An 11,553-nucleotide genomic window follows, 5' to 3' on the forward strand; every position below is an offset into this window, starting at 1 on the left:
GCGCGAGATGCGCTGGTGGGACATCGCGCCCGTGCTGGAACTGGAACACGAGCTGTTCCCCGACGACGCCTGGTCCGACGGCATGTTCTGGTCCGAGCTGGCCCACGCGCGCGGGCCGGCCGCGACCCGGCGCTACGTTGTCGCGGAAACGGACGAACGGATCGTCGGTTACGCGGGGCTCGCGGCCGTCGGCGGCATGGGCGACGTACAGACGATCGCATCGGCGCGGGATCAGTGGGGCACCGGCCTCGGCGCCGAGCTGCTCAGCGATCTCCTCAGACACGCCACCGCCTTCGAGTGCGCCGAGATCCTCCTCGAAGTACGGGTCGACAACATCCGTGCCCAGAAACTCTACGAACGCTTCGGCTTCGAGCCCATCGGCTTCCGCCGGGGCTATTACCAGCCGGGCAATGTGGACGCGCTCGTCATGCGCCTCGAACTGCGCCCGGAAATGGGCCTCGCACAAGGAACAGAGATCCATGGCTGACGAACCTGTCGTACTCGGTATCGAGACCTCCTGCGACGAGACGGGGGTCGGTATCGTCCGCGGTACGACGCTGCTGGCGGACGCCGTCGCTTCGAGCGTCGACACGCATGCCCGTTTTGGCGGCGTGGTCCCGGAGATCGCTTCGCGGGCGCACCTGGAGGCGATGGTTCCGACCATCGAACGCGCCCTCAAGGACGCCGGGGTCGCCGCGAGGGATCTCGACGGCATCGCAGTGACGGCGGGACCCGGTCTCGCGGGGGCGTTGCTGGTCGGTGTATCGGCGGCGAAGGCGTACGCCTACGCGTTGGGTAAACCGTTGTACGGCGTCAACCATCTGGCATCCCACATCTGTGTGGACCAGCTGGAGCACGGGCCATTGCCCGAGCCGACCATGGCCTTGCTGGTGTCCGGCGGACACTCGTCGCTGCTGCTGGCGCCCGACATCACTGCGGATGTCCGGCCCCTGGGCGCGACGATCGATGACGCGGCCGGCGAGGCCTTCGACAAGATCGCGCGCGTGTTGAACCTCGGCTTTCCGGGCGGCCCGGTCATCGACCGGCTGGCCCGGGAGGGAGACCCGAAGGCGATCGCGTTCCCCCGCGGGCTGACGGGGGCACGGGACGCGGCGTACGACTTCTCGTTTTCCGGGCTCAAGACATCGGTGGCGCGCTGGGTCGAGGCGAAGCGGGCGGCAGGCGAGGAGCTTCCCATAAGAGACGTGGCGGCGTCGTTCCAGGAGGCGGTCGTCGATGTCCTCACGCGTAAGGCTGTACGTGCCTGTAAGGACGAGGGTGTCGACCACCTGATGATCGGTGGTGGTGTCGCCGCCAATTCCAGGCTGCGGGCGCTCGCCCAGGAGCGCTGCGAGCGGGCCGGCATCAGGCTGCGGGTGCCGCGCCCCGGGCTGTGTACGGACAACGGGGCCATGGTTGCGGCGCTCGGTGCCGAAATGGTGGCGCGGAACAGGGGGGCGTCGGACTGGGCCCTGTCTGCGGACTCGTCGCTGCCGGTGACGGACCCGCATGTGCCGGCGGTGGCATCGGATCAGGCGGCGGGAACCGGGCATGCCCAGATGGACGGTGACCCGGGGCATGGGCAAACAGGCGGCCACGGGCATGGTGGCGGGCACGTACACGACCATGACCACGTCCACGAAATCAGCAAGGACAACCTCTACTCATGACCGTCGCGCTGATGTGGGAGGCCCGTGCGGTCGATGGGCGGGGTGCTGAACTGCTGGAGTGGGTACGGCAGCAGGCAGCACAGGCACAGGCGGTGGCTCTCGGCGCCGACATGGACGCTACAGAGGGCCCGCTGCGCCGCGAGTTTCTGCGTGCCCCTCAGGACCGAGTGCTGGTCCTCACCTGGTGGGACGCGCCTTACGATGCGGACCTGCCCGAACTACCCGAACCCGACGCCGGTTTGATCACACGGGCGGTCCACCGTTGGCGTTTTGAATCGGTAGGGGTGGAGTAGGACCGCTGTGGCTGTGCTGTCCTGCTGCCATTCCTACTCCGCGTAGTTGCGCGGCGTGTTCAGGTAGACGTGGCCGGTCGGGCTGACCCAGGTGGTGATTCCGGTGACTGAGTCCCGTGTGACAGTCCAGTTGCCCCGGTGCTTCATGAGGTGGTGGCGACGGCAGACCGGGATGAGATTTTCCGGGACTGTCTGCCCGCCTGATTCGGGACGGTCGTGATCGAACTTCTTGACGTGGTCAAGGTCGCATCGCTGTGCTGGCATGCGGCAGGACGGGAAGGCGCACTGCTGGTCCCGGGCGACGACATGGCGTTCAGTTTCGGCGGTGGGGCGGTAGGTGGTGGGGTCTGTCTTGATGAGTAGCCCTGTTCTGGGGTGAGTGATCAAGCGGCGCCAGATCGTCCCCTCGGCGAAAGCGAGGGTGCGGGCCTGTGTGGCGGTGATGGGGCCGTAGCCCTTCAGTTCCGCTGGGTCTTCGCTCGCGCCGATCAGTACGTCAAGGGGCACGGTGACGTGCACCAGGGCGGTAGGGGCAGCGGAATAGTGCCCGGAGAGGCCTTGGGGGGCCTTGGGGTTCGCGGGCAAGTTCGAACCGGTCGGCAGTACCGGGCGGTTGAGGATGAGATCAGCCAGGGCGTCCACTCGACGCTGGCTCAGGGTGCGGTTGTCCACGACGAGGGTGGTGGCGTGGGCGTCGACTGCTTGGTCGAAGCGGGCTCCGAGCTCCGCAGGTACGGTGGCGCCCCAGGTGACCATGCCGTCGTCTTGCGGATAGCGGACGATCTCCCGCTCTTTCGTGCGCAGTTCCAGTCGGCGTTGGTAGCCCTCGGGGTCCGCCTTGATCACCTGACGGCGCAGCGCTCGGGAACTCTGGCCGGTGGCCTGGGTGGGCATCCTCGTCGCCATGGCCGACTCGACTCGGGCGGCAGCCTGTGGTTCGAGAACCCGGCAGGCGTTGGCGAGATTCCTGGCCTGCATGTAACAGATCTCTCCGCCTTCGAGCAGGCCGAGCGTCCCGGCGTACCGGCCGGCCAGTTCCTTGGCGATCTGAAGCCGCTCGGTGGCGGTGGAGTTGCTGATGCGCAGTGCACACGCCACTTCTTCGGTGGCGTAGTCCCCGTGGTTCAGGAGTTGGGTGTCGACATCGCTCTCACCGGTGGGCGCTGCCTCGGCATGAGCGGCGATGTCCGCCAGCAGATGGACTTGGCGGGCAGCGAACCATGCTGCGTGGCGCTCAAGGACGGCCAGGGCGTCGATACGTCCGCGCGGTGACAGTTTCTTTGTCTCCAGGGATCCGAGCAGCGCAGCAGTCTGGGCTGACGGGGCTGTTCCTCTTAGATGGGCGGCCCAGTCATCCGGTGTCTGGGGTCCGGCTGCGACAGATGGAACTGACGGGGCTTCCGGTCCTGGTCCCGGGGGTGATGCTGCTGCCGGTGTTGACGGTGTTGTCGGCGCCGACCGAGTTGGTGGAGTTGAAGGAGCGGGTGGATCCGGCTGGTCTGGTGAGCCGGGCAGTCGGAGCTGGACGTTTTCGTCCGCCCCGTCCGCCCCGTCCGGCCCTTTCGGCGTGACTGGCTCGGCCGGTTCGTTTACCCCGCCCGTCGACATGCTCAGTGGCTCGTGTTCGCTGGATGAACTGAACGTCCCGGATGAAGCAGGTGATTCAGACTCAGCTCTGTCCAGTACAGCGGTCCGGGAGCCATACGTCAGCCGGGCGGTCTCGATTCGGCTTACGCGGATGGGCCGAGTGGCCCGGCTGGTCCCTACCTTTTGGCGCGTCTGATCAGTCTGGATGGTCATGGCCCACACCCCCGTGATTGGCCTCAACTCTCGCCGTCCCCTTTGGCAAGTCGTCTCCCTATCGTTACTCACTCTCTGTAGTAATGCCAGCTCGCTGCGGGCTTTCACTCGTATGAATGGCAGATCCGGAGGATGGAACTCAACATCTCGACCTTGTCGTAGCCATAGATGAGAGGTGTCGGACGCTCGCCCGTAGGGCATCTTTCGGGTGTAAGGGCAGGGGGCAGCGGGGTTCATCGTCCGCAGGTGTCCGGTCAGGCCGCGCGGGTGTGACCGTAAGGCCCACCGGTCTGAGCAGGTGTTGTTCGGTCTGGCCAGTTGCGCCCAGTCCGGAGTGGAATGGATTCAGCCGAGCCGTCTTCCCTCTACGCTGTGGCGCCATGCCTCCCACATCGCCCGCCATGGACCTCGACCCCGCCCGTCGTGCCGCCTTCGCTCAGGAACTGCAGCGCGCGCTCATGGCGCAGTGCGCCGGGTCGGTGGCAGCGTTGCGTGGGTCGCTTGCCCGGGGGACATCGGATCCGTACAGCGACATTGACATTGCCTGGATGGTGCCCAGTGCGCAGTTCGATACCTGTGTGGCTGCCGTCGAGCGCTGCCTGGGGGCAGTGCGAGCAGTCGTCTCGCTGCGGAGCGATCCCGATGTGCGACGGTCCTGCGGTCGAAGGCTGTTGTTCCTGGCCTTCCGGGATATGCCGCTGTTCTGGCGGCTGGATCTGGAGATCACGACATTGTCTTCTGAGCCGGCCGAGCCGGCCGAGCCGGCCGAGCTGGCTGGAACGGCCGGAACGGTCAATCGTGTCGGCGTGGCCGGGCCGGTCAGTCGGGTCAGCCCGGCCGGCCCGGCGGGAGGAAGTAGCCCTCGGGGGCAGGTGCAGGCGCAGATATCGGGAGACGGCGCATCAGCAGGGCTGGGAGACCCCGAGTGGTCTCTTGCGACCAGTGCGCTCGCCAATGCAGTGGCGGTCGTCAAGGCAGTGCTCCGCGGGCAGCCGGAGGTGGCAGCGGGACTGCTGAAGCGCGGTCTGAGCCGGGTCGGTGCCGGAGGGCCGGCGAGCGGCCGGTGGCGGGCGGACGTCATTCGGCTCGCCGACGCGGCCGCCTGCCACGAGCCCGCTCAGCGCCCCCTCGCCGATCAAATCAAACGTCTCGCGGCCGAGCTGCTGCCGGAGTGACCACCCGGAGCGCGACCGGCACCCGGACGGCGTACACCGGCTCTCACCTGTGCCACCCGTCCCGTGCCGCCCCCCTGCGGTGTGCACTCCACGGCACCGCGGCCCCCAGGCCCCCCGCCCCCTCGGCAATCACCTCTGCCCGAATCCCCCCGGGCCCCCACCCACTCTCAGGAGCAACTGGTCCCGTAAGCCGGCACTTTCCCGTCCAGCAGATAGGCGTTCGCCCTGCCGTCGATGCACGCGCTGCCGTTTCCGTACGAGCAGTGGCCCTCGCCGCCCTTCCAGGTGACCAGCACTCCGACTCCCTTCCCGAGCCGCCGCGCCATGGCCTTCGCCCCGCCGTACGGGGTGGCGGGGTCACCCGTGTTGCCGATGACCAGAATCGGCGGCGCGCCCTTCGCGCTGACCTCCATATGCTTCATTGCCCCCTTGACCGGCCAGTACGTGCACTGGTTCAGGGCCCACGCGAACTGTGCGCCGAACAGCGGCGACGCCTTCCGGAAGGCGGGCAACTGCCGTTCGATCTCCGCCTTCCCCACCGGGACGCCGAAGTCGGCGCAACTGGTGGCCGCGAAGACGTTGTTGCTGTTCGAGTAGTGCCCCTTGGCGTCGCGACCCGTCATGCTGTCCGCCATCGTGAGCAACGGCGCGGGGTTGTGTGTACGGAGGTACACGGCGACCGCGTTCGCCATGCGCGGCCAGCCGGAGTCCGGTGAGTACAACGCGCCCTCGATCGCCGTCAGGGCGAGCGAATCGGTGAGCGTGCGGCCCGTCCTCGCGCCTGCGGGGTGCTTCTCCAGGCCGGTCACCAGATCGGTGAGTACCTTCTCCACCCCCTCGGGGGTGGAGCGGTGCAGCGGGCAGAGATACGTGGCCGCGACACAGGAACGCGCGAAGTGGTCCAGCGCCAGCTGAAAGCCCTTCAGCTGGTACAGGGCCCCTTGCGTGAAGTCCTTGTCGGGGTGCATGACGCCGTCCAGCACCGCACGGCCCACCTTCCCGGGGAAGAGATGGGCATAGGTCGCGCCCAGCTCCGTGCCGTACGAGAAGCCGTAGTAGTTCAGCTTCCTGTCGCCCACGGCCGCACGAATCCGGTCTAGGTCCCTGGCCACATTGGTGGTCGTCAGATACGGCAGGAGAGGGCCGGACTTCTTCGCGCAGTGCGCCGCGAAGTTACGGGTCGCGTCCATCCACTGCCGGACCTCGGTGGGGGTGTCGGGCGTGGAGTCGACCGAGTTGAGCGCATCGGTCTCCCGGTCGGTGAGACAGTTGACGGGCTCGCTGTTGCCGACTCCGCGCGGATCGAAGCTCACCAGGTCATAGCGGGTGTTGAGCTTCGCGAACGTAGGCGTGAAGGCAGGCAGCGTGTCGACACCGGAGCCGCCGGGGCCGCCGAAGTTGTAGATGAGTGAACCGATGCGCTTGCCGGGCCCTGTCGCGCGATGACGGATCAGTGCCAGCGGGATCGTTTTTCCCCCGGGTTTGGTGTAGTCGAGGGGAACGTTCAGCGTGGCGCAGGTCCAGCCGGAGCCCGGCGCCTTTCCCCCGCCCTGCGCCTGGGAAGGGGCGGGGCACGTGGTCCAGGCCGACGGGGCCGGGGCCGGAGGCCTGGCGACGGCGCCCTCGGCCGTCGACGGGGTGTCAGCTGCTGTCGGCGTGTCAGCAGGCGACGCTGTGGCAGCAGGCGGGGCCGGTACGGCCGCGACCGCCGGCCCGCCAAGCAGCAGGGAAGCGGCAGCGGCGCACCCCACAGCACGGCCGAATGCACGACGAGGCACGCCGATCCATGTCTTACGGGGCGGCTCGTGGGCGGGAGCTGCCGGAGGCGGCGTACGGAACGACGTACGCAGCGACGACAGGAACAGTGTACGAAGCGGTGCGGGGTCGGGCAGGGGGAGCAGTGCGGGGCCGGGCGGGGAGAGCGGCGCGGGGCCGGGCGCGTGGAATCGTGCGGGGAGGGACGAGCGGAGCGACAAACGCGCCGACAGGCGCGATGGCTTACGAGGCGTCATATTTTCATCCTCTGACGACCCGTCGGATACCGCCTGGCACACGGGCCGTACGGGGGACAGGCAGACAGTGGCCGATCGCCCGGCCCGCCCGACTTCAGCAAGCCGACCCCACTACCCCCGACCCCACTACCCCCGACCCCACCACCCCTGACCCCACCACCCCCGTTCCAGCACACCCGCCCCCAGCACGCCCAGGTTGCCCGCCGGGGCAATTCGGATCCGGATTGCCGACCGGCTCTTCGGCGCTTGGTGCCTGTACGCGTAACCTTGAAGGATGGAACGCACGGGCCGGGGGGAAGGGCCGCAAGTGAGCTGGTTCTGGTGGGTGTTCATATTCTTCATGGTCGGCGGCTTCGGCTGGGTCGCGGATACGGGCCGCACCGCGCTGCGCACTCGCCATGAGCGCCGGATGGAGCGGCTGGAGACAGCTGAGCGGGAGCGCAGGGAGATCGAGGCGGCGAACAAACCGCCCGAGCCGGTCTGCGGCTGCACACACCACCTCGCCAAGCACGACCGGCAGGGAAAGTGCCATGAGACCGTCGAAGTACCGATGTCCTGGGATGAGAACAAGAAGCCGCTGAGCTTCGAGCCAGGGGTTTGCAACTGTCAGCAGTACGTGGGTCCGCAGCCGTTGTCCCAGGTGTACGCGGAAGATCTGACCGACCTGGCCTGACCGACCTGGCCTGACCGGCCTGCCACGACCGGCCGCCGACCGGCAACGCCGGCCCTGCTTGACGGGGCCCTGGCTGATGAGACCCGGCTTGACGAGGCCCACCCCCGGTGGAGAGAGCCGAAGGGACACAGGGAGCAGCGTCAGGCCCTGTCGCTCCGACAGGCCCTGTCGCCCCGTCAGGAACCGGCAGGCTGCCCGATCAGCATCATCGGCGCGCCCGCGACCCGGGTGAGGATCACGGTGGCCGCGTTGGGTCCCTGGGGCTTGACCCGGCGGCGTACCTCCTCCGGTTCGACTGCCGAGCCGCGCTTCTTGACCGTGAGGTTCCCGACTTCCCGCTCTCGCAACAGGGCTTTCAGCCTTTTCAGGCCGAAGGGGAGTTCATCCGTGATCTCGTAGGCCGTCGCGTACGGCGTCGGGCGCAGTTCGTCCGCCGTGATGTAGGCGATGGTCTCGTCGATGAGCCCGCCGCCGAGCTCCTCGGCCACCTCGGCGACGAGATGGGCGCGGATGACGGCGCCGTCCGGTTCGTACAGATACCGGCCCGGCGTCCGTACTTCGGGGTCGGGGAGTCCGCGGTCTGTGAGGGTGGCTCCTGACGGAAGCAGGGTGGCGCGGCGCAGCCCCGGTTCCGTGCCGAACCAGAGGACCGCTTCCTTGACGTCACCGCTGTCGGAGATCCACTCCGCTTCGGCGCCACTGGGGACCATCTCGTGCGGGATGCCGGGAGCGATCTTGATAGCGCCCGCTGTCCCGTGCGACGGACCGGAGGCGATTCGGTCGGTCACTGCACCCGTGGCCCAGGACAGCGGCGGTGAGTACGCCTCGGGGTTGAAGATCCGGCCCCGCCCGCCACGCCGTGCAGGGTCGACGAAGACCGCTTCGTACGGATCTGTGACGACCTGTGACACATCTGTGCACCGCACCTCGATCAGGCTGCTCAGCCCGAGGACGGCGGCGTTGGCCCGTACGACTTCGGCCGTCAGCGGATCACGGTCGACCGCCAGTACGGAGATCCCGGCGCGGGCGAACGCCAACGCGTCCCCGCCGATACCGCAGCACAGGTCGGCGACGTTGCGTACGCCCAGGCCGGCGAAGCGGCGGGCGCGGTACTCGGCGACGGATTTACGTGTGGACTGTTCCACGCCGTTGGGCGTGAAGAACATCCGGTGCGCGTCGTCGGCGCCGAATTTCGGGACGGCCCGCTGCCGCAGGCGCGCCTGGGCGAGGGCCGTGGAGACCAGCTCGGTGGGGTACGTGCGGCGCAGCCGGGTGGCGACGGCCAACTCCTGGGAAGGGTCGTACTCCCGTAGCGAGGCGAGCAGGGCGGCGCCCTCATCGGTGAACAGCGTGGTGAAGGCGTCGAGGTCGGTCACCCGTCCATTGTGGGTGATGCGGTTCATGTGGTTCGTGTGGGTGATCCGGGTGGCTTCGGGTAGTGCGGATGGTGCCGGATATGGGGGCCGGATGCGGTGGGGGCGGTGCCCGGCGTGGTGCGGGCGGGCGCAGCCGTACGTCCGGTGAGGCCTTGAGTGGTACACGGCGCACGGCGCACACCACACGGCACACGACGCCCCCGGCCGGGGCCGGGAGGAGGAAGCCGCAGCAGACATGGCCGGGGCTCATTGGCACTCCGCTTGACCGAGTGCTAACTGCCGTCCTAGTCTCAGTTCTGGCACTCCCCACGGGAGAGTGCCAAATCTGGCGACGGGCCGGTCCGGCACCCGCGACGACGGATCCATCCGGTCGCCACTCAGACAGTTCACCCCGTGAGATCTCCGAAGGGGGAGACCGGATCGTGTCGACAACCAGCTCCAAGGTTGCCATTAAGCCGCTCGAGGACCGCATTGTGGTCCAGCCGCTCGACGCCGAGCAGACCACGGCCTCCGGCCTGGTCATTCCGGACACCGCCAAGGAGAAGCCCCAGGAGGGCGTCGTCCTGGCCGTGGGTCCGGGCCGCTTCGAGAACGGCGAGCGTCTTCCGCTCGACGTCAAGGCCGGCGATGTCGTGCTGTACAGCAAGTACGGCGGGACCGAGGTGAAGTACAACGGCGAGGAGTACCTCGTCCTCTCGGCTCGCGACGTTCTCGCGATCGTCGAGAAGTAATTCACCGACGTATTTCTTGATCTGCGCCCCTGGCCCCGCATCTGCTGTGTTCGCACAACGAGTGACGGGCACCCGGGGGCGCAGTTCGTTTTGAGAGGACTGAATCAGCTCCATGGCGAAGATCCTGAAGTTCGACGAGGACGCCCGTCGCGCCCTTGAGCGCGGCGTCAACAAGCTTGCCGACACGGTCAAGGTGACGATCGGCCCCAAGGGCCGCAACGTCGTCATCGACAAGAAGTTCGGCGCTCCCACCATCACCAACGACGGTGTCACGATCGCCCGTGAGGTCGAGCTCGACGACCCGTACGAGAACCTCGGTGCGCAGCTGGTGAAGGAGGTGGCGACCAAGACCAACGACATCGCGGGTGACGGCACCACCACCGCCACCGTGCTGGCCCAGGCGCTGGTCCGCGAGGGTCTGCGCAACGTCGCCGCCGGCGCTTCGCCCGCCTCCCTGAAGAAGGGCATCGACGCCGCGGTCAAGGCTGTGTCCGAGGAACTCCTCGCGACCGCCCGCCCGATCGATGACAAGTCCGACATCGCCGCTGTCGCCGGTCTCTCCGCTCAGGACAAGCAGGTCGGTGAGCTCATCGCCGAGGCCATGGACAAGGTCGGCAAGGACGGTGTCATCACCGTCGAGGAGTCGAACACCTTCGGCCTGGACCTGGACTTCACCGAGGGCATGGCCTTCGACAAGGGCTACCTCTCGCCGTACATGGTGACCGACCAGGAGCGCATGGAGGCCGTCCTCGACGACCCGTACATCCTGATCCACCAGGGCAAGATCGGTTCGATCCAGGACCTGCTGCCGCTCCTTGAGAAGGTCATCCAGGCGGGCAGCTCCAAGCCGCTGCTGATCATCGCCGAGGACGTCGAGGGCGAGGCCCTGTCGACTCTGGTCGTGAACAAGATCCGCGGCACCTTCAACGCGGTCGCGGTCAAGGCCCCCGGCTTCGGCGACCGCCGCAAGGCGATGCTCGGCGACATGGCCACCCTCACCGGTGCCACGGTCATCGCCGAGGAGGTCGGCCTCAAGCTCGACCAGGCCGGTCTCGACGTGCTGGGCACCGCCCGCCGCGTGACCATCACCAAGGACGACACCACCATCGTCGACGGCGGTGGCAAGGCTGACGAGGTCCAGGGCCGCGTCAACCAGATCAAGGCCGAGATCGAGTCCACGGACTCCGACTGGGACCGCGAGAAGCTCCAGGAGCGCCTCGCGAAGCTGGCTGGCGGCGTGTGCGTGATCCGTGTCGGTGCCGCCACCGAGGTGGAGCTCAAGGAGAAGAAGCACCGTCTGGAGGACGCCATCTCCGCGACCCGCGCCGCGGTCGAGGAGGGCATCGTCTCCGGTGGTGGCTCCGCTCTGGTGCACGCGGTCAAGGTGCTCGAAGGCAACCTGGGCAAGTCCGGTGACGAGGCGACCGGTGTCGCGGTCGTCCGCCGCGCCGCTGTCGAGCCGCTGCGCTGGATCGCCGAGAACGCCGGCCTTGAGGGCTACGTCATCACCTCGAAGGTCGCCGAGCTCGACAAGGGCAACGGCTTCAATGCCGCGACCGGTGAGTACGGCGACCTGGTGAAGGCCGGCGTCATCGACCCGGTCAAGGTCACCCGCTCCGCGCTGGAGAACGCCGCGTCCATCGCTTCGCTGCTGCTCACGACCGAGACCCTGGTCGTCGAGAAGCCGGTGGAGGAGGAGCCCGAGGCGGCCCACGGTCACGGCCACTCGCACTGAGGCTGACCTGACGCACGTCTGAGGCCCGGCGCCCCAGCGGAATATTAGGGGGGGCGGGCGGGGGGGGTTTAGGGGGGGGGGGAGTGTC

General features: G+C 68.0%; 10 protein-coding genes. 7 read left to right on the plus strand and 3 right to left on the minus strand.

Annotated elements, in window-relative coordinates; genetic code table 11:
• The first annotated feature begins 7 nt into the window (after positions 1-7).
• Genes rimI through ACFXBC_RS12305 form a run of 3 tightly spaced genes read left to right on the plus strand, consistent with a single transcriptional unit; the run spans position 8 to position 1,963 of the window.
• Positions 8-487 carry a ribosomal protein S18-alanine N-acetyltransferase gene (gene rimI / locus ACFXBC_RS12295; RefSeq protein WP_385022350.1) on the plus strand — a complete coding sequence of 160 codons (480 nt, stop codon included), beginning with the start codon at positions 8-10 and terminating at the stop codon, positions 485-487.
• Complete coding sequence (gene tsaD / locus ACFXBC_RS12300; RefSeq protein ID WP_385022325.1) at positions 480-1,670, plus strand: tRNA (adenosine(37)-N6)-threonylcarbamoyltransferase complex transferase subunit TsaD; 1,191 nt, start codon at positions 480-482, stop codon at positions 1,668-1,670. The genes rimI and tsaD overlap by 8 nt, the downstream gene beginning before the upstream one ends.
• The gene (locus tag ACFXBC_RS12305) at positions 1,667-1,963 is read left to right on the plus strand and encodes a hypothetical protein (protein WP_385022328.1); all 297 of its coding nucleotides are present in this window, start codon (positions 1,667-1,669) and stop codon (positions 1,961-1,963) included. Before tsaD ends, ACFXBC_RS12305 begins: the two co-directional genes overlap by 4 nt.
• 33 nt (positions 1,964-1,996) lie before the next feature.
• Here the strand turns inward: ACFXBC_RS12305 and ACFXBC_RS12310 are convergent, their stop codons facing one another.
• The gene (locus tag ACFXBC_RS12310) at positions 1,997-3,265 is read right to left on the minus strand and encodes a DUF222 domain-containing protein (RefSeq protein WP_385022353.1); all 1,269 of its coding nucleotides are present in this window, start codon (positions 3,263-3,265) and stop codon (positions 1,997-1,999) included.
• 899 nt (positions 3,266-4,164) lie between these two features.
• Here ACFXBC_RS12310 and ACFXBC_RS12315 point away from each other — a divergent pair.
• Positions 4,165-4,938, plus strand: coding sequence for a hypothetical protein (locus tag ACFXBC_RS12315; RefSeq protein WP_385022331.1), 774 nt, complete (start codon positions 4,165-4,167; stop codon positions 4,936-4,938).
• Between the two features lie 167 nt (positions 4,939-5,105).
• Here ACFXBC_RS12315 and ACFXBC_RS12320 read toward each other — a convergent pair whose 3' ends face one another.
• Positions 5,106-6,716: an alpha/beta hydrolase gene (locus ACFXBC_RS12320; protein WP_385022334.1), complete on the minus strand. Its 1,611-nt coding sequence runs from the start codon at positions 6,714-6,716 to the stop codon at positions 5,106-5,108.
• A 541-nt stretch (positions 6,717-7,257) separates the two neighbouring features.
• On the opposite strand from ACFXBC_RS12320, the gene ACFXBC_RS12325 reads away from it, so the two are divergent.
• The gene (locus ACFXBC_RS12325) at positions 7,258-7,623 is read left to right on the plus strand and encodes a hypothetical protein (RefSeq protein ID WP_385022356.1); all 366 of its coding nucleotides are present in this window, start codon (positions 7,258-7,260) and stop codon (positions 7,621-7,623) included.
• Positions 7,624-7,799: 176 nt separating this feature from the next.
• On the opposite strand, the gene ACFXBC_RS12330 is transcribed toward ACFXBC_RS12325, so the two are convergent.
• Positions 7,800-9,026 (minus strand): SAM-dependent methyltransferase, encoded by a 1,227-nt coding sequence (locus ACFXBC_RS12330; protein ID WP_385022338.1) that lies wholly within the window; start codon positions 9,024-9,026, stop codon positions 7,800-7,802.
• Positions 9,027-9,421: 395 nt separating this feature from the next.
• Here ACFXBC_RS12330 and groES point away from each other — a divergent pair, with 395 nt between their 5' ends.
• Both groES and groL read left to right on the plus strand, forming a co-directional pair.
• Positions 9,422-9,730, plus strand: a complete 309-nt coding sequence (gene groES, locus ACFXBC_RS12335) for a co-chaperone GroES (RefSeq protein ID WP_164262571.1) — start codon at positions 9,422-9,424, stop codon at positions 9,728-9,730.
• A gap of 112 nt (positions 9,731-9,842) precedes the next feature.
• On the plus strand, positions 9,843-11,465 hold the full coding sequence (gene groL, locus ACFXBC_RS12340) for a chaperonin GroEL (RefSeq protein WP_385022343.1): 1,623 nt from the start codon (positions 9,843-9,845) through the stop codon (positions 11,463-11,465).
• The last annotated feature ends 88 nt before the right edge of the window (positions 11,466-11,553 follow it).

Origin of the sequence: Streptomyces sp. NPDC059398, assembly GCF_042751845.1 — a bacterium.
GTDB lineage: Bacteria > Actinomycetota > Actinomycetes > Streptomycetales > Streptomycetaceae > Streptomyces.

Excerpts from the sequence above, each read along its gene's own strand:
- ACFXBC_RS12305 (WP_385022328.1), top strand. The coding sequence starts at position 1,667 with ATGACCGTCGCGCTGATGTGGGAGGCCCGTGCGGTCGATGGGCGGGGT.
- rimI (WP_385022350.1), top strand. The coding sequence starts at position 8 with ATGCGCTGGTGGGACATCGCGCCCGTGCTGGAACTGGAACACGAGCTG.
- tsaD (WP_385022325.1), top strand. The coding sequence starts at position 480 with ATGGCTGACGAACCTGTCGTACTCGGTATCGAGACCTCCTGCGACGAG.
- ACFXBC_RS12330 (WP_385022338.1), bottom strand. The coding sequence starts at position 9,026 with ATGAACCGCATCACCCACAATGGACGGGTGACCGACCTCGACGCCTTC.
- ACFXBC_RS12315 (WP_385022331.1), top strand. The coding sequence starts at position 4,165 with ATGGACCTCGACCCCGCCCGTCGTGCCGCCTTCGCTCAGGAACTGCAG.
- groL (WP_385022343.1), top strand. The coding sequence starts at position 9,843 with ATGGCGAAGATCCTGAAGTTCGACGAGGACGCCCGTCGCGCCCTTGAG.